At 42.2% G+C, this 18,598-nt stretch carries 19 protein-coding genes; 2 read left to right on the forward strand and 17 right to left on the reverse strand.

Annotated elements, in window-relative coordinates:
• Nucleotides 1-47: 47 nt before the first annotated feature.
• Entirely contained in the window at nucleotides 48-1,496 is a 1,449-nt protein-coding gene (guaB, locus tag DESOR_RS16735; RefSeq protein WP_014185769.1) for an IMP dehydrogenase, read from the reverse strand.
• Between the two features lie 177 nt (nucleotides 1,497-1,673).
• Between guaB and DESOR_RS16740 the strand changes: the two genes are divergently transcribed.
• A complete protein-coding gene (locus DESOR_RS16740) occupies nucleotides 1,674-2,174 on the forward strand; it encodes an HDOD domain-containing protein (protein WP_014185770.1) in 501 nt (166 codons plus the stop codon).
• Nucleotides 2,175-2,186: 12 nt separating this feature from the next.
• Here DESOR_RS16740 and DESOR_RS16745 read toward each other — a convergent pair whose 3' ends face one another.
• The 16 genes from DESOR_RS16745 to rimO form a co-directional block, all read right to left on the reverse strand.
• Nucleotides 2,187-2,441, reverse strand: coding sequence for a hypothetical protein (locus DESOR_RS16745; RefSeq protein WP_014185771.1), 255 nt, complete (start codon nucleotides 2,439-2,441; stop codon nucleotides 2,187-2,189).
• A 103-nt stretch (nucleotides 2,442-2,544) separates the two neighbouring features.
• On the reverse strand, nucleotides 2,545-3,387 hold the full coding sequence (locus DESOR_RS16750) for a PHP domain-containing protein (protein WP_014185772.1): 843 nt from the start codon (nucleotides 3,385-3,387) through the stop codon (nucleotides 2,545-2,547).
• Between the two features lie 34 nt (nucleotides 3,388-3,421).
• A complete protein-coding gene (locus tag DESOR_RS16755) occupies nucleotides 3,422-4,372 on the reverse strand; it encodes a dipeptidase (RefSeq protein ID WP_014185773.1) in 951 nt (316 codons plus the stop codon).
• Nucleotides 4,373-4,513: 141 nt separating this feature from the next.
• Complete coding sequence (locus tag DESOR_RS16760; protein ID WP_014185774.1) at nucleotides 4,514-4,774, reverse strand: stage V sporulation protein S; 261 nt, start codon at nucleotides 4,772-4,774, stop codon at nucleotides 4,514-4,516.
• Between the two features lie 137 nt (nucleotides 4,775-4,911).
• Nucleotides 4,912-5,694: a TIGR00282 family metallophosphoesterase gene (locus DESOR_RS16765; RefSeq protein WP_014185775.1), complete on the reverse strand. Its 783-nt coding sequence runs from the start codon at nucleotides 5,692-5,694 to the stop codon at nucleotides 4,912-4,914.
• A gap of 113 nt (nucleotides 5,695-5,807) precedes the next feature.
• The gene (locus DESOR_RS16770) at nucleotides 5,808-6,359 is read right to left on the reverse strand and encodes a hypothetical protein (protein WP_242832338.1); all 552 of its coding nucleotides are present in this window, start codon (nucleotides 6,357-6,359) and stop codon (nucleotides 5,808-5,810) included.
• 132 nt (nucleotides 6,360-6,491) lie between these two features.
• A complete protein-coding gene (rny, locus tag DESOR_RS16775; protein ID WP_014185777.1) occupies nucleotides 6,492-8,039 on the reverse strand; it encodes a ribonuclease Y in 1,548 nt (515 codons plus the stop codon).
• A gap of 277 nt (nucleotides 8,040-8,316) precedes the next feature.
• A complete protein-coding gene (locus DESOR_RS16780; RefSeq protein WP_042331343.1) occupies nucleotides 8,317-8,871 on the reverse strand; it encodes a regulatory protein RecX in 555 nt (184 codons plus the stop codon).
• Nucleotides 8,849-9,889 carry a recombinase RecA gene (gene recA / locus DESOR_RS16785; protein ID WP_014185779.1) on the reverse strand — a complete coding sequence of 347 codons (1,041 nt, stop codon included), beginning with the start codon at nucleotides 9,887-9,889 and terminating at the stop codon, nucleotides 8,849-8,851. Before recA ends, DESOR_RS16780 begins: the two co-directional genes overlap by 23 nt.
• Nucleotides 9,890-9,986: 97 nt before the next feature.
• Entirely contained in the window at nucleotides 9,987-10,244 is a 258-nt protein-coding gene (locus DESOR_RS16790; protein ID WP_148265284.1) for a hypothetical protein, read from the reverse strand.
• Between the two features lie 217 nt (nucleotides 10,245-10,461).
• Nucleotides 10,462-12,072: a DEAD/DEAH box helicase gene (locus tag DESOR_RS16795; RefSeq protein ID WP_014185780.1), complete on the reverse strand. Its 1,611-nt coding sequence runs from the start codon at nucleotides 12,070-12,072 to the stop codon at nucleotides 10,462-10,464.
• A gap of 17 nt (nucleotides 12,073-12,089) precedes the next feature.
• Nucleotides 12,090-13,334 (reverse strand): competence/damage-inducible protein A, encoded by a 1,245-nt coding sequence (locus DESOR_RS16800; RefSeq protein WP_014185781.1) that lies wholly within the window; start codon nucleotides 13,332-13,334, stop codon nucleotides 12,090-12,092.
• A gap of 204 nt (nucleotides 13,335-13,538) precedes the next feature.
• Complete coding sequence (locus DESOR_RS16805; RefSeq protein ID WP_014185782.1) at nucleotides 13,539-15,008, reverse strand: AAA family ATPase; 1,470 nt, start codon at nucleotides 15,006-15,008, stop codon at nucleotides 13,539-13,541.
• Nucleotides 15,009-15,034: 26 nt separating this feature from the next.
• The gene (locus tag DESOR_RS16810) at nucleotides 15,035-15,553 is read right to left on the reverse strand and encodes a hypothetical protein (RefSeq protein WP_014185783.1); all 519 of its coding nucleotides are present in this window, start codon (nucleotides 15,551-15,553) and stop codon (nucleotides 15,035-15,037) included.
• Between the two features lie 176 nt (nucleotides 15,554-15,729).
• Nucleotides 15,730-16,287: a CDP-diacylglycerol--glycerol-3-phosphate 3-phosphatidyltransferase gene (gene pgsA, locus DESOR_RS16815; RefSeq protein WP_014185784.1), complete on the reverse strand. Its 558-nt coding sequence runs from the start codon at nucleotides 16,285-16,287 to the stop codon at nucleotides 15,730-15,732.
• A complete protein-coding gene (gene rimO, locus DESOR_RS16820) occupies nucleotides 16,284-17,615 on the reverse strand; it encodes a 30S ribosomal protein S12 methylthiotransferase RimO (protein WP_014185785.1) in 1,332 nt (443 codons plus the stop codon). Before rimO ends, pgsA begins: the two co-directional genes overlap by 4 nt.
• 329 nt (nucleotides 17,616-17,944) lie before the next feature.
• Between rimO and DESOR_RS16825 the strand changes: the two genes are divergently transcribed.
• Nucleotides 17,945-18,586, forward strand: coding sequence for a hypothetical protein (locus DESOR_RS16825; protein ID WP_014185786.1), 642 nt, complete (start codon nucleotides 17,945-17,947; stop codon nucleotides 18,584-18,586).
• The last annotated feature ends 12 nt before the right edge of the window (nucleotides 18,587-18,598 follow it).

Below are 18,598 nucleotides of genomic sequence, written 5' to 3' on the forward strand. Positions count from 1 at the left end.
TTATACTCCCTCCCCATCATCAAAAGCAATCTTTGATTGTCATCTTATTAACTATAGTTTGGTGCTTCTTTCGTAATTGTTACATCATGAGGATGACTTTCACGAAGTCCTGCTGAAGTAATGCGGATAAAACGAGTTTTAGTTCTCAACGCTTCTATGTTAGGGGTTCCGCAATACCCCATCCCGGCTCGCAATCCTCCGATCATTTGATAGATTGTTTCAGAAACCGGTCCTTTATACGGCACCCGGCCTTCAATTCCTTCGGGAACAAGCTTTTGATCTTTTTCTTGGAAGTATCGATCCCTGCTGCCTTCTTTCATAGCTCCGATGGATCCCATACCTCTATATACTTTGAAACTTCTGCCCTGATAGATTTCAAGATCTCCGGGGCTCTCTTCTGTTCCGGCAAACAGACTGCCTATCATAACCGTTCGCGCCCCAGCGGCTAAGGCTTTAACAATATCACCGGAGAATTTAATACCACCATCTGCAATGACGGGAATTCCATATTTCTCTGCTTCTTCAGCACAATCCATCACCGCCGTAATCTGAGGAACTCCAATTCCGGCAACAACTCGTGTTGTACAAATCGATCCTGGCCCAATCCCAACCTTAATTCCGTCGGCACCTGCCTCAATTAAATCACGAGTTGCTTCTGCTGTCGCAACATTACCGGCAATAATCTGAGTCTCCGGAAAACGCTCCTTCAAGACACTAACCATTTCAATAACCCCTTTGGAATGTCCGTGGGCTGTATCCAAGACAATAACATCGGCACGGGATTTTACAAGAGCTTCAGCCCGCTGCAGGGTATCTGCCGTAACCCCTACTGCTGCACCAACAATTAAGCGACCGCTTTCATCCCTGGCAGAGTTGGGATATTGCCGTGCCTTTTCAATATCTTTAATGGTTATTAAACCTTTTAACATACCTTCAGGATCGACAATTGGCAACTTTTCAATCTTATGTTGTCCCAATATTTCCTGGGCATGTTCAAGGGTTGTTCCCACAGGGGCTGTCACTAAATTCTCCTTTGTCATAACTTCGGAAATCAGACGGTTATAATCTTTTTCGAAGCGCAAATCCCTGTTAGTTAAAATGCCCACCAGTTTCCCCTCTAAAGTAATGGGAACTCCGGAAATTCGGTAGCGTTCCATAAGCTTCAATGCCTGCATAATGTTATCCGTTGGGTTTAAGTAGATGGGATCAGTGATAACACCGTGTTCAGAGCGTTTGACTTTATCTACTTCCAAGGCTTGCTGCTTAATACTCATATTTTTATGAATAATCCCTATTCCGCCTTCCCGGGCAATAGATATTGCCATTCGAGAATCCGTTACAGTGTCCATGCCTGCGCTCATTAGGGGAATGTTTAATTTTATCTTTTTGGTAAGATAAGTACTGACATCAACATCTCGAGGCAAAACCTCAGATTTAGCAGGAACAATGAGAACATCATCAAACGTTAAGGCTTCTTTGATAATACGGTCGGACATGGTTAGCTCCCTTCCCAATAGTTTTCTAATTAGTATATCAGAAATCAAGCAAAAAAACATGTCTATTGTATACTTTAGTCATAAGTTATTTTTTCTGCTAAGTATTAAAAAAATGGATATTCTAACTTGTCAATAAGCGCTAAGCCTTTTATGATAAGAAAATGGAGGGAGGCTAACATGTTCTATCGAGCACACCAATTTTATCGGGCTATTTTTTCAAGCATCATGCCTTCTGATCTTCGTTGGGCAGTAAATCACCTGCCTCCTCAGGCAGCTGAACTCTTTCTTAAACAATCTCGGCCTGAGCAACGGCACGCTATTGATGTGGCAAGAAGTATCGCTAAGATTAACCACCACTTACCACTTAGTGAGTTTCATAATCTTATGATTGCCGCGCTCCTTCATGACTGCGGAAAATCCATGGTCTCGATTCGCCTCTGGGAACGAGTCTATGTTGTTTTAATACAGAAAGCCCCTCGCTCTCTCTGTTTCTGCCTGGAAAAAGGAAACTCTATTTTTTCCCTCCCCTTAAAAATAAATACCAGGCACGCCCTTTGGGGCGCTCACCTGGCAGAAAGAGCAGGTTTAAATTCGGAAATTTGCCTCTTGATTCGTGAACATCATAATCCATCTTCAAAGTTAGGATTTATCTTGGAACAAGCCGATAACACCCACTAACTGAAACCAAGGCTACTGGGATTCCATTTTATCTTGAAGTTCCACGAGTTCCTTGTTTTTAGAGAAAATCCATTTGGCAAAACGTTTGTTATCTCGCTGCAAGCGAATATTTTCCCTTTCAAGGTGACGAACTAATGCCACTTTTTCTCGTTCAACTTTCTCTAATAAATTCATGAGTACTCGACGACTGACTCTTAAATGCTCTACTCGTTGTTCAAGTTCCCCTACCCGTGCTCTAAGCAGCTTTATTTCATCTGTTGAATCCAATCTTTACGCCTCCCCGGCTCTTCGATAGTTATAGTCTATGCCGGAAAAACGCATTTTAAACCATTTGCTTATCAAGACCTGCCAAATCAAGTTGAAATTATATTTAACCTCGATGAGCTAATTTCTTAATTTGCTGAAGAACACTGAGAGAAACTCCCCAGTGACCAAGTTCTACTCCCGGTTTGCGGGCTTCTCCGTGAAAATCTGATCCTCCGGTCATAAGCAGTTTGTATTTTTGAGCAATAGCTCGATACAAAACTTCATCCTCAAGACTATGCTTAGAATGAGAAACTTCAATTCCTTGCAGACCAATCCTAACCCAGCCTGGAATTTTTTCTTCAAGCTGCTCCATCCCTGGATGAGCCAGTACCGGTATGCCCCGTGCATTTCTTATGACCTCGATGCCTTCTTCAGGAGTTAACTTATAACTGGGAACATAAGCCGGTGCTCCCACTCCAATATAGCGTTCAAACCCTTCCTGGATGCTTTTAATATAGCCCCTCTCTATTAAGGCCTGGGCAATATGAGGTCGTCCAATGGATCCGCCTTTGGCGAAGATACGAACTTCCTCTTGAGAAAGATTAATTCCTTCATTGCTTAGACGCTTGAGGATTTCCTGCATGCGCAGATCACGGGCTTCTCGAAGGTATTTTAGAGTGGCTTTTAAATGAACAGAGGAGCTGTCAAGCTCGTAGCCAAGAATGTGAACTTCTTTGCCTTGGCTATTGGTATTAAGTTCGATCCCTTTAAGAATTTTGACATTATATAGCCTTCCAGCATCGTCAGCTTCTTTCCACCCTTCTATGGTATCGTGGTCTGTAATACCAATGCCTCTTAAGCCTTTCTGTGAGGCTAGACAGACAAGTTCCTTAGGTGACAATAATCCGTCCGATGCCGTTGTATGACAATGTAAATCCGCCTCATATAGGGTAACTGCTGGTGTCACATTTTAAACCTCGTTTCTGCAGATAGATCTCCTACTATTTTAACACCTTTGACAATAAACGCATAAAATTGCCGCTGCAAATCTTATCAACCTCTTGAGTACTAAACCCTGCCTTGAGCAACTCATCAACTAAACTTCCAAAATCTCCAACATGTTCAAGTCCTTTAGGCACTTCAGTAATCCCATCAAAATCCGATCCTAAACTAACGGTTTCCACTCCTGCAACCTCCGCAATATGGCAAATATGGCGAACCACATCCTTTAGCTCTGCCTGACCTGTCTGAGTTAAAAAACTGGGATAGAAGTTGACTCCCACTACACCCCCATGCTTTGAAAGTGCTCTAAGTTGTTGGTCTGTCAGATTGCGAGGATGATCACATAAGGCTTTAGCACAAGAATGAGTCGCTGCAATAGGGTCTTGAGACAACTCCAAGACATGCCAAAAGCCTGCCTCATTAAGATGGGAGACATCTATCAGCATTCCCAATTCGTTCATACGCAAAATAACTTGTTGGCCTAAATTGGTTAACCGGCTTTGAGTCTTCTCTCCTACCCCATCAGCTAAGGCGTTGCGTTGATTCCAGGTTATTCCTAAAGCTCTGACCCCTAAGTGATAAATAGTATCCAGCATAAAAAGTTGATCTCCTAAAATTTCTCCACCCTCTACACTCAATATAATCCCAATCCGGGATGGGTCAGGAATTCCCCTAAGATCCTCTTTCTCCAACACTTGGAATACTTGATCCCCATGACCGGCAATGAAACGCCGAGCTCCATCAATCAATTCCAACCCCCGCTGTGTCGCTAAGGATGGTTTATACCTGGTCTCAATAAAAGCTGCCAAAAACTGAAGGGCCACTCCAGCAGATCTGGCGCGGGAAGTATCCCAGTGTCCTCCTTCTGAGGGGGCCAGCAGCGTCCTTTTTCCATTGACAAAATCAAGGAGACTATCACAATGACCATCAATAATCGAAAACTCACTCATATAACTCTTTCCCCTCTCTACAATTGCCCTAATATTCCCAAACGTTTGGGATTTTGAAAGGCAAATGATGATATAAAACACCTGTTTGCTAATTGAATTAACAAACAGGTGCTATTTCATTACCTCTTTCCCTACAGTCACTTAACGGGATTGAACAATCAACTTTATAGCAGTTCTTTCTTCTCCCTCAATTAAAACATCAGTAAATGCCGGAATACAGACAAGATCTACGCCGCTTGGTGCTACAAAACCACGAGCAATGGCAACCGCCTTGACAGCTTGATTGAGTGCACCGGCGCCAATAGCTTGCAACTCAGCCCCGCCTTTTTCACGAAGTACCCCCGCAAGAGCTCCTGCAACCGCATTCGGGCTTGATTTTGCTGAGACTTTTAATACTTCCATTAGAACACATCCTCCTGCTCGAATTGATTTACAAGTATTACCACATCTTAGAATATATGTATTCGAGAGGGAGGAGACAAAATCCTCTATTGGAGATAAGAATTTTCAGATTTTATAAGTCCAGCCATATCCAAAGCCTAGGCTTCACTAAATAATTGAATCGCTTCTATTCTTTGGGCCTTTCCGGTCTCGTCATCAATATCTATGACAACCGCATTTAACTGGATAGGACCACTGGCTAATTCAAACTTTGCCGGCAGCTGAGTTAAGAAGCGATTAATAATGATTTCTTTTTTAACACCTAATACAGAATCTTTGGGTCCTGTCATCCCTACATCCGTTATATAGGCTGTTCCTTGATGCAGTAAACGTGCATCTGCCGTTTGAATATGTGTATGGGTGCCAATAACCGCGCTAACTTTGCCATCGAGAAACCACCCTAAAGCAACCTTTTCTGAAGTTGCCTCAGCATGAAAATCCACGATAATGATGGGGGTCTCTTGTTTGATCTGATTTATCCAACGTATTGCTCCGCTAAAGGGGTCATCCAGAGAAGGTAAGAAGACACGCCCCGAGAGATTCAGAACCCCAATCTTCTTACCCATAGTTCGTATAAATCCATAGCCCTGACCAGGTGCTCCCACAGGATAATTGGCCGGTCGTACAAGCCTGGACTCACCATCAATAAAATTCATAATATCTCTATGATCCCAAACATGATTTCCCATAGTCAAAAATTGAATACCATAATTATAAAGCTCTTGGGCGATTTCCTTTGTCAATCCTTTTCCTGCCGCGGCATTCTCACCATTAGCTATGATAACATCAATGTTATGTTCTGTCTGAAGCGGTTTTAAAAACCGTTTAATCGCTTCTCTGCCTGGTTTTCCGACTATGTCACCAATAAAAAGCACTCGCATCTGCTAAACCCCCTTTCCCATTTAAAATTTGCCTGTCCTTTATCCAATAGGATACCATTATTTCGTCAAGATCATAACTCATTTTTGTAATTTCAGGAAAAAGACCATAAGTCCTATTGAGTTTTAAAAACTAATACTTTTCCTTCATCTCGCAAAGCTATTATGTTCTTATTGATGTCCTTGGTCTTTATAGATGTCAGCATTTGACTAATTTGTTCCTCTTGATAAATTTGTTCATCTTTAGGCAGATATAATTCATCGAAAATCATATGCTTTTTGTATTTTCCTTTTAAAAGCTCCACAATGAGTCCTACTTCACGTTGCGTCATACTGCTTAGATCTCGAGTTATGGTTACAACACAAATACTCTCTTCAGTCCTGCACTTAATATCGAATAATCTCATTCTTAGTCCTTCAAGCTTATGAAAGAACTCCAATGCCGGCTTGAGAAGTTCATACAATTCAGTCACATCGACAATCTGTTCAACCATAAATGTAAATTTTAGAGCATGCTCTTCACGCCAATAGTGAACCGATCCCACCTCAGAATATCTCATTAAAATGGAGGTTAATAATCCAACTCCATCTTGATAATATCCGCTGTCATAATAGTTTAGATTACTTAGCATCCTTGTTTTCAGCCCTCTCTTCCGCTGTCCTATCATGCATACTATTCGGCATGATACAACAATCTCCTGCTGAAATACACTTCATTTAGACTGGTCATTTATGGAATGATTCGAAACATAAGTCAGGCGGCCCCTTGGGCCGCCTGATCAAATAGTTTAGGATTATAATTACTTTGCGAAATCAACTGCACGAGTCTCACGAATAACAACAACCTTAATTTGCCCTGGGTATTCAAGTTCCTCTTCAATCCGCTTGCTGATTTCACGAGCAACCCGCGGAGCGAGAACGTCATCAATTTTGTCAGGTTTCACAATAATGCGAACCTCACGCCCTGCTTGAATAGCAAAACATTTTTCCACACCTTCAAAACTTTCAGCAATCTCTTCGAGTTTTTGCAGGCGTTTGATATAGGTTTCAAGAGTTTCTCTGCGTGCACCTGGCCGAGCTGCGGAAACAGCGTCTGCAGCAGCAACTAGTACAGCAACAATAGTCTTAGGCTCTACATCATTATGATGTGCTTCAATTGCATGGGTAATATCTGTGGATTCTTTGTACTTCTTAGCTAAATCAACTCCAATTTGAACGTGAGTACCTTCCATATCATGATCAACTGCTTTACCGATATCATGCAACAACCCTGCACGTTTGGCGAGCTGAATATCGACACCTAATTCCGCAGCCATTAATCCCGCTAAATGAGAGACCTCTGTGGAGTGTTTCAGGACATTTTGCCCGTAACTTGTTCGGAACTTCAGTCGGCCAAGCAAACGAATTAACTCGGGATGCAATCCATGTACACCCGTCTCGAAAGTCGCCTGCTCTCCTTCTTCCCGGATCTTCTGATCCACTTCCTTCTGAGCCTTTTCTACCATCTCTTCAATACGCGCGGGGTGAATGCGACCGTCTGCAATTAGTTTCTCTAAAGCAATACGTGCAACCTCTCGGCGAATTGGATCAAATCCTGATAGAATGACAGCTTCAGGAGTATCATCAATGATAAGATCAATACCTGTCAAGGTTTCTAAGGTACGAATGTTTCGACCTTCACGGCCAATAATCCGACCTTTCATTTCATCGCTAGGTAACGCAACAACAGATACCGTTGTTTCTGCAACATGATCTGCGGCGCATCGCTGTATCGCTAAGGCAATAATATTTTTTGCCCGTTTCTCAGCTTCTTCCTTGGCCCGAGTTTCGATTTCCTTAATTAAAATTGCCGATTCATAGCGAACGTCCTCTTCTACACGTTTAAGTAATAATTGCTTAGCCTCGTCAGAGGTCATACCGGAAAGACGCTCAAGTTCGGTTTGTTCTTTACCAACAATTTGATTAAGCTCTTCTTTAAGCTGTTCAACTTCACTTTCTTTACGGTGCAGGTTTTCTTCCTTGCGTTCTATTGATTCAATTTTACGATCCAGACTCTCCTCTTTTTGAAGCAAGCGGCGTTCAAGCCTTTGAAGTTCATTACGCCGTTCCCGAGTTTCCTTTTCCACTTCATTGCGGATATGCATAACTTCTTCTTTTGCAGCAACGATAGATTCTCGTTTCTTGCTTTCAGCTGCGGATAGAGCATTCTCAACAATCCGTTTTGCTTCCTCTTCTGCAGATCCAATAGCTTTTTCCGCAGTAGTTTTACGAAAAAGCCAACCTGCAAAGACACCTAGACCTAACCCTACTAGAACTGAGATCAAGCCTGTAATAAACATTTCCATCATACGTCTATACACCTCCTTTGTTTTGAAATTTAATTTTATAATTTCACAAAAAAAAACTGGCTTCAAAACCAGTCACTTTAAGCATAACCTTTAAAACAGGAGTATTACCCCTGTTTCCTACAATTCTCGCTCGCTAGTCATAAAACCCATATTTTAGCTAACTACAACGAAATCTATAAGAAAACCTTTAAAGGTTAAATCTTAACAGAGACAGGTCTCTGTTAAGATTTTAATATCAATCGCAATCAATGTCAAGTTTGTCCTAAATGGGTGAATTCTATACGTCCTCTAGATTACCGTCGTCTTCATCCCCATCCTCATGAATCTCTGCAAGGACACTTCGTACCATTTCTGATGAGTAACCTCTTTGAGAAAGTTTCCGAAATATTTTTTGTTTAATCCATAGTTCACGGGGAATTTTGGGTCTTGTCTTTTCGGATGAATTCTTATGCTCCCAACTCTTTTCCTCTTGTAACCACCATTGTTCAGCAAATGCCAGGCATTGTTGATATTCATCAGCACTTGAATAAACCTCTTTTAAGGCTTGATCAATTAATTCAGGTGCCAGCCCCCGATTGAGCAAATCTTGCTGCACCCGCCGACGTGAAAATCGCTTTAATCTGCTTTTGGCATAGGCCAATGTCAGTTCTTGATCATTGAGATAACCCCATTCCAATAACTTTTCCAAAACAGGATTTATCTCCCCATCGTTATACCCTTTGTTCTTGAGACGAGTTTCTAATTCATAATAGGTGAGGGCTCGACGGGACAGGCAATCCAGTGCAGCTTCTTTAGCGCTTCTTCGTGGTTTAGAATTCCTCAAAGCTGCCATCATCCTCTGCAGAACCAGGGGTTTCCGAAGAATTCAAATGAGAACGGATTTGCCTCTCGATTTCGTCAGCAATCTCCGGATGCTGTTTAAAATATTCTTTAACGTTTTCCCGCCCTTGACCTAACCGTTCTCCATTATAAGAATACCAGGCTCCTGCTTTAGAGATTATCTCCATTTCAGTGCCGATATCGACAATACTTCCTTCCCGAGAGATACCTTCTCCATACATAATATCAAAATCTGCCGATTTAAAAGGAGGAGCTACTTTATTTTTAACCACCTTAACCTTCGTCTTGTTGCCAATGACATCCTGCCCGGATTTAATCGCTTCTTGGCGGCGTATGTCCATCCGAATTGAGGCATAGAACTTCAGAGCTCGCCCGCCTGTCGTCGTTTCAGGGTTGCCAAACATAACTCCAATCTTTTCTCTGATTTGGTTGATAAAAACAACACAGGTATTGCTCTTGCTGATAGACCCTGTCAGCTTACGTAAAGCTTGGGACATTAGCCGAGCGTGCAGGCCAACATGATTGTCCCCCATTTCTCCTTCAATTTCTGCTCGAGGAACCAATGCCGCAACAGAGTCGAGAACAACAACATCTACAGCTGCACTGCGCACTAAAGCCTCGCATATTTCCAACCCTTGTTCTCCTGTATCAGGCTGAGCAACGAGTAATTCATCGATGTTTACTCCCAAAGCCTTTGCATAGATTGGATCAAGAGCATGTTCCGCATCAATAAAGGCAGCCGCTCCGCCCAATTTTTGAGCTTCAGCGATAATATGGAGGGCAACGGTTGTTTTTCCGGATGACTCTGGGCCGTAGATTTCAATAATCCGCCCCCGGGGAACTCCGCCAACTCCTAAAGCAAGGTCTAATGCCAAAGAACCGGTAGGGATAACTTCGATAAATCTGTCCGATGTAGAATCTCCAAGTTTCATGATAGAACCTTTACCGAACTGTTTTTCAATCTGCGCAAGGGCAATATCCAGTGCCTTCAGCTTATTCGTTTCAGCCATTCTGTTATCCTCCTCATTCTTTAGAAAACTTGTCAATGCCCTTAGGTACAGAACATTGAACTGTTATAATTCTTAGTAAAACATCTGTTCGGTCTTATTATAGATGGACCCTTTGATACTTGTCAATTTGAATATACTTTAACGACAACAAATACAAACGTTCTCCATTTTTTGACAGCGAGGAGAAGGCTTTGATAGCTGGAGCTATCTTCAGCGGATAAGTATTCTTTGGAGATAGCCGCTTCGAGCGAAAGTGTCCACCGGACACTATCATGCCAAACCTCTGGGTAGTACCTGGTGTGAAACGCTGGCCATGACGATAAGCGGACGAGCTTATCGCCACACTGCAGCTCATTAAGCCAACTCCTGCAGTGTGGATTGGCCGAGTGTCCCCGAAGCGGCTTTGTGGGCTTTAACGCCTCTCCATGCAATGGGTTCGCTCCTGTGGACGAAGCTGCCCTGACTTTTGGGTCCTGGAGGTCTTTAGAATGCTTGCCAGATCTATATATTTTTCAGGATAGTACAAAATTAAAGGGACTGTGTTTTTACACAGTCCCTTTGGTTGACATCCATTAAAGGCTGGAATTCTCACGTGCTTTGGCAGGCTCAACACTTACTTTTCGGCCCTTGATAACCGTTTGATGCATACAGCTTTGAACTCGCGCGGCATATTTTTCAGGAATCTCTACAAAGGTAAATTTATCATAGATATTGATGATTCCGATACAGCTTCCTGAAATGCCGCTTTGATCAGCAATCCAGCGAATAATGTCCTGAGGACGAATTTGCTGAATTCTGCCAATATTGATAAAGAAGCGTACCATGCCGGCGGCGGCTCCGGTATTCCCATACAAGGGCTCTTCTTTATTCTCCAGCTCATCGACATTAGCTCCTTCGATTGCATATTTCAAAGCGGCAGCCGCTACGTCCATTGAATCATATTCTTGGAGCAAATCACCAACAATCGCGCGATAATTACCCAAACGATTACTTTGCATCATTTTTATAAGTTGATTCTTAATATTCTCTGCTTGTCGTTCACTTATATCGGCCATTGAAGGAAGCTCTTGCCTGCGAATTCTCGTTTTAATGAGGTTCTCAATTAAACGCAGCTGCCGATATTCTTTCGGAGAAATCAGAGTTATCGCCTGGCCTTTACGCCCAACTCTCCCCGTACGGCCAATTCGATGCACATAGGATACCGGGTCCTGAGGAATATCAAAGTTGATGACATGGGTAACATTATTAATATCTAATCCCCTTGCTGCTACATCTGTGGCTACCAACAACTCCGACTTTCCATCCCTAAACCGTTTCATAACTCGATCTCGCTGCTGTTGACTTAAATCTCCATGCAAAGCATCGGCAAAATAACCACGAGCTTCAAGGGCTACGACAAGTTCATCCACACCCCGTTTAGTACGGCAAAAAATAATACCCTGTCCGATATCCTCCATATCAATAATCCGGCCCAAAGCATCAACTTTAATACTTTCTCTAGTCTCGTAAAATACCTGTTCAATAAGAGGCACCGTCAATTCATCACGACTAACGGTAACCGAACGAGGTGAATTCATATAAGTTTGAGCTAATTTCCGAATACCCGGGGGCATCGTCGCAGAAAAAAGCAGAACCTGCCGGCCTTCTGCAGGAACTTCTCTCAAAAGGCTTTCAATATCGTCGACAAATCCCATATCCAACATTTCATCAGCCTCATCCAGTACGACTACCTTCACATGTTGAAGGCGCAAGGTACCCCGGTTTAAATGGTCTAATAACCTGCCAGGTGTTCCAACAACAACCTGATACCCCATTCTCAAGGCCCTAATTTGCCGATCAATAGGCTGTCCACCATAAATTGGCAAGGGTTTTACATGCCGGTATTTGCCCAGCTTTGAGATTTCCTCAGAAACTTGAATTGCTAATTCTCTAGTAGGAGTAACAATAAGGGCTTGCACTGCTTGAAATCTAGAGTTAACCATCTCTGTCACAGGAATTCCAAAAGCCGCAGTTTTCCCGGTTCCAGTCTGTGCCTGTCCAATTAGATCAGCTCCGTCTAGTGCTACAGGTATCGCTTGTCTCTGAATAGGAGACGGCTCCTCAAAACCCATCTCTGATAAAGCTTGTAGAATTGGTTTGCTTAAGGGTATGTCGCCAAAGGTTTGTAAACGTTCAACCATCACCTGATTGCAATCTCCTTTCACTGCTTAAGATATAAACGTATCCTATTAAGAGCAGCTTGAACGGTCAACTGACGAACGGAATCCCGTTCACCATAAAACTGGAATTTTTCAGCATGAACACCCTTAGACGTTGCAAAACCAATATATACTAGGCCCACCGGTTTTTCATTACTGCCTCCATCAGGCCCCGCAATGCCAGTGGTTGAGATGGATAGATCTGACCCCGTCTTTGAGCGAATTCCTTCTGCCATTTCCTTGGCAACCTCTTCACTTACCGCCCCGTAGGCTTTAAGAGTTTCCTCTTGAACCCCTAATAGATCTTGTTTTAATGAATTTGAATAACTTACAACTCCACCAAGGTAAATTTTTGAACTCCCCGGTTCTTGGGTTAAGGCAGCACCAAGTAATCCGCCTGTACAAGATTCAGCCGATGATATCGTCAAATTCCTATCACTTAACGCCTGACCAACGATGCCTATCATAGTCTCCTGATCCCGACCAAACACCTTATTACCTAAACGCCGGCGAATTTCTTCTTCAACTTGATTTAAACGTTCATTTGCCTCCCCTGATGCTGTTTGGACGGATCTGGCCACCAAACGAATGTGCATTTCTGCTCTTTTAGCTAACAATGCTATGGTAAAGTCCGATTGATTCATCAAATCATCCAATACTTTCTCAATGGCCGATTCTCCAATTCCAAACACTTTCAATACACGCTCATTCATTCGTTCAAAGGTTGGCTCTATAATTCGTTCTAACTCCGGCCATACATAGTTATCGAACATAGGCTGCATCTCAAAAGGAGGGCCAGGCAATATAACGACTATTTTACGATCTTTTCTAATGATGGCACCAGGAGCAGTCCCTATAGGGTTGGGCAGGATTTGCGAACCTTTCGGAAAATAGGCTTGTTTCTCATTACTTGAAGGCATAGGAGCTTTCCTACGTCCAAAGAACTGTTTAACCTGTTCTAAACTTGAGACATCTATCTCCATTTCCAAGTCCAAGACTTTGGCTACTAATTCCTTTGTCAAATCATCCAAGGTTGGTCCTAATCCTCCCGTTGTTACGATTAAGTCAGAACGTTCAATAGCTTGATACAACACCTGCTCCAATCGTCCCGGATTATCCCCAACTGTTGTATGATAGTCTACTTCAATACCTAATGATGAGAGTTTCCCTGTCAAATAGTGAGCACTTGTATTAAGAGTTTCTCCAAGTAATAACTCAGTTCCAGTTGAGACAATTTCAGCCTTCATATAGTTTATCACTCTCCTATAATCAACGCAAATTAACTCGAAACCATCATAAGATTCGAGTTAATTTTGAGTTTTGATTCATACTAGTTAATTATTTCTGATCTTAATGAAAAATATCCTTCTGGAGTTAAAGAAATTATTTTTGAGTACTACAAAAATCCTCCTATAGAAAAGGACAGGGCCTAGGCTACAGGAGGATTTTTCTCAGGCGATAGATTTCAGGTAAGTTCTTAGTATATCACCATTTAAAGTTTCTTCAGTTGTTAAAATCTCTGTGATCTTTAATAAAGACTCCTTGTTTTCTTCGATAATCTTCATGGTTCGTTCTTCAAGTTCTGCCAAAATGTCCTTCGTAACGGACTGGCGTTGATCTGCATTCAAGCGGGAAATATCTGTCACTCCCAAGGGAGACATCCCTGACTGAAGTATCTTTTCCACTAAATTCAGGGCCTGTTCATAATCACCTGCAGCTCCCGTGCTGCGGGCACCTAGCAGCTGCTCTTCTGCCAGAGCTCCTGCCAGAGCAACCATGATCTGCTCTTCAAGCATCGCCTGGGTATAAAGATATTGATCATCTTTCGGATAGTGACGCACATAGCCTAAAGCATTACCCCTGGAACGAATGGAAACCTGAGATACCGAGTTAGGGCGAACGCTTTCTGCAAGGATTGCATGTCCGCTCTCATGGATGGCAATGCGTCTGATTTCCTCTTCCGTAGGTTTGCGGTCAAGTTTCTCTCCTAACATTACTTTTTCCACAGCTTCACGGAGATGGCGCTCTGTTATCTCATTTGCCTCCTCACGCAAGGCTAGAATGGCTGCTTCATTTGTAACACTCTCTAAATGAGCCCCTGAGAATCCAAATGTCTCATGGGCAATCTCTTCTAAACGAGTCCCTTGAGCAATGGGCTTATTTGTGGTATGAATTTTCAATATTGCCAACCGGCCTTCTTTATCAGGAAGATCAACTTTAACTTGCCGGTCAAAGCGTCCCGGGCGCAGCAAGGCATCATCCAGAGCCTCGGGACGATTTGTCGCTGCCATCACTAAAATATGAGCTCCTTGATCCATTTTTAGTCCATCCATTTCAATAAGGAGCTGATTTAAAGTTTGGTCATACTCATGATGGGAGACATTACTTCCCCGCTTGGCCCCTAAAATATCCATTTCGTCAATAAAGATAATCGCACTGGTTTTCTTTTCTTTACGTACCATGTCTCTTGCTCTGCGAAACAAACTACGTACCCGTTCTGCCCCGACACCCGCATACATTTCCACAAATTCACTGCCTGAAACTGAAAGAAAGGTGGAATTTGTATATCTGGCGGCTGCTTTGGCTAACAGGGTTTTTCCTGTTCCCGTTGGACCGGACAGCAAAATCCCTTTTAGAGGACGGATTCCCAAAACTTTCATTCGATCAGAATACAGCAGGAAATCCAAGGCTTCCTGAAGCTCCTTTTTCGCGACATTCTGCCCCCCAATATCCTCAAAATCAACACCGGTGGTGGAAATAGCAATGCCATTGCCGTTTTTAACCAACTGCCGGGAAATAACAAACTTCCAGACAAGAAATCCCGTAACAATCAGTAGTCCTATGGGCAGTACGTTATAACCTAAGACCATCAAAAATGCAAAGACCCCAATGCTTACCCCTATCAAAATGTCATATTTCATACATACATTCTCCCTCTCTTATTGTTTTATTCTTTTTCCGAGGATAGGAACTCATCTTGCCCCTTTCGTTCAATAACCTCTATCAGCTGAGCTTGTCCTTGATTAAGAATTAGATAGATCGCTTCATTATCCATCTCTAATTCTAATTGGACACCCTCTTTTTCTGCCTGGGTTCTCAAACTTTCTTCCATATTGGTAAAATTACCGACAGCAATTCCTTCCTGTATGGCAAATTGCATCTGTCCAAATAGTTTTTCGAGAGATTCGTTTCTATGATCAAGGAATCGAATAGGAATGTTATCGGCTAATTTCACAAGTGCTTGACTTGCTTGGCGAAGATTCGTGAGGTTATCCGTTGTGACATCCATCTCTTTTACGTTATTTTTATTAACAACTTCAGCAGAAACAACACCAGGAATTTGCTGACTCTGACTTAAAATAGATACATCGACCCACTGTTTTTGATAGATTAGCTTGCCTCCTAATAAAACTCCAAATATCACAAACCCAACAAGGCTAATCAACAGAATTCGACGATTTGTCATAAATTCTCCTCCATTTGCTACACTTTATGCTATACGGACATTATAGCACGGAGTATATCACTCAGAAAAAATAAGTTATATCCAGAGGAGAGATTATATGGAATTAATGCACAAAAAAATGAGTACCTTAAATAATTCTCAGCACTCATTTTTTATTTAAATAATATAATAGAGTCTTATTTGCGCAGCAATTTGCGGGATTTCATCAAATAATCTATTCCCGATACTACTGTAAAAAACAGGGCTATGTATAGCAGAGGTTGACCAATATAGATCCCTATTAGAGAAAGAGGCCAATCGTGGAGTAATATTGCTGAAATGGCAATGACTTGAGTTATCGTCTTAATTTTACCCAATTTACTCGCACTAATGACAACCTTGTCAACGGCTGCTATGGCACGCAGACCTGTCACCGCAAATTCTCGAGCCAAGATAATCCAGGCAATCCAAGCTGTAACTTCCCCAAGCTCTACTAAAGATATTAGGGCCGCTGAAACTAACAGTTTATCAGCTAAGGGATCCATAAACTTGCCTAAGTTAGTAACCAGGTTTTTTTTGCGGGCAATATAGCCGTCCAAACCATCAGTAGCAGCTGCCAAAATAAAGATCACAGCCGCCACTAGATCTTGATGGGGAAAGAGAGTATAACCTTTAGGTACGTGCAAGAGCAAAAAGGCCATAAATACAGGAATTAAAATAATTCGGGCCAACGTTAAACGATTGGGTAAATTCACGAGACAACCACTCCCATTAAATCGTAGTTATCCGACTCGAGGATGCGAACTTTAACCATATCTCCAACCTGAAATGAGGTCTGGGTATCTTGAACATAAACCTGACCATCAATTTCAGGAGCATCCCCTTCTGTTCGGCCCATCCAGCGCCCATCCGGCAATTTCATCTCAAGCAGCACTGTAACAACCTGATCAACCCAGCGCTTCAGCCGTTCTCGAGATATCCTTTGTTGGATTTGCATGATCCTTTCTCTACGCTGTTCACGAATTTTTGGCGGAATTTGATCCTCTCTTTGACCTGCAGGAGTATTTTCTTCCTGGGAATAGGCAAATACCCCAAGCCGGTCAAATTGAATTCTTTCAATAAAATCAACCATAGTTTCAAATTCCTGCGCAGTCTCTCCAGGGAAACCGGTGATCATAGTCGTCCTCAGAGTAATATCGGGGATTTTATGGCGTAATTTTATGATAAGTTCTTCCGCTTGTTCGATGGTTCCGCGGCGATTCATGTCTTTTAAAATCTTATTATCAGCATGTTGTAACGGTAAATCCACATAGTTACAAACCTTTGGTTCCTGTCGTATAACTTCAATCAGTTCATCCGAAAAACGTTCCGGATAACAGTACATTAATCGAATCCATTCAATTCCTTCAATACGAGCAAGCTTACGAATAAGGTGGGGCAGACGGAATTCATGATAAAGATCTTGTCCGTAACGCGTGGTATCTTGACCCATTACGAGAATTTCCTTAACCCCTTGAGAGGCCATCTCCTGCACTTCACGTATCACTGATTCTTCTGTACGGCTGCGAAAACGTCCACGAACATGAGGAATGACACAATAGGTACAATAATTGTCACAACCTTCAGCAACCTTTACGTAACCCAGATAATCCGGTGTTGAACGTTTTCTGGGCATTAGATCATCATGAAGAAAATCCGGTACGCCTTCTTTAATAAGAGATGTACGTGTTCCTTCAGTTGCATGTATCAGCTTATTGATTTCATCAATATTTCCTGTTCCAAGAACCCCATCCAACTCCGGGATATCCTGCATCAGTTCACTTCCGTATCTTTGGGCTAAGCAGCCTGTTGCAATAAGTGTCTTACAGGCACCTGATTTTTTTAAATTAGCCATTTCAAAGATGGTTTCTATTGATTCTTCTTTTGCAGATTGAATAAAGGTACACGTATTAACAATAATAATCTCTGCTTCTTCTGGGTTTTCGATAAATATGTTATTTTGGGCCAGAAATCCTGACATTACTTCGCTGTCCACTTGATTTTTGGGACAACCCAAAGTGACAACTGCAACTTTCTTCGTCAACGTTACACCTCATATCCTTGGTCTACTTTCCTTAGTATAAACCAACAGTTCCACAAGGTCAAAAAATATTCCATAGAAGTAAACTACATAAATCATTTCATGATTACAATATATTATTATTTATTAACTGCCATCTATCCCTGCTTTTATGCAGATCCGCTGATTAATCAGTATCGTTCTCCAAAACCTTTTTGTGATATAATCTTTTCTGGGCTTATCCTTCAAGTGGTTTTAAATTTGCTTTATATGGCTAGATTTAGTGTATGGGCATATTGGACTATGATCCCCATGGCAGCTTCAGCCCAACATACTTATGAGAGGTGTCACGCGTGTTTGATGAAGATAACACTATAAAACCTATTGACTCCTGCGGTTGCGGAGATACTGGATATTTGACCCTTCGAACCATCCCTATTGATTTGGCTCATGGTGTGGGGTACATTGAAAATGTCCCTGTATATCACTGCCGTTCAGCTTCCTGCCAAGAATTCAGTTTTCCCTCAGTTGTTTCCCGCCGTCTGGATACTATTGCAGAAGAGATGGAGGAAACCCAAAATACTCATGCTTCTTATTCATGGGAAGATAATGGTGCGCTGAATCACGGCACACAACCTGAAGTACCCTCCTCCTTATCCCAAAGTAATACTTCCATACCTTTGCAGGCATTTACCCTTCAATTTGTTAACCGAGAATATGAAGATGCCAAAGTCGTGCAGATTGTGCCAGGAGAAGCTGTTTTCTTACAAAGTAAACTTGAAGAAACTGAATATTACCAGCTTCGCTATGAGGAAGATCCTCACGGGGAGGGTACCTGGTTTTCACTGCAGAAATTTTATTATGATAAAGCCTACTTTTCTTACGAAGATTTTCTCACTTGGTCTGAAGACGGCCATCTCAAAGAACTAGGCAGAATCCCCCTGAATGAGGTTGAAGATACCCTGCTTGATGAATTTGGAGAAGAGGTTTCCTAGAGATTAAAGTGA

Origin of the sequence: Desulfosporosinus orientis DSM 765, from assembly GCF_000235605.1 — a bacterium.
Lineage (GTDB): Bacteria > Bacillota > Desulfitobacteriia > Desulfitobacteriales > Desulfitobacteriaceae > Desulfosporosinus > Desulfosporosinus orientis.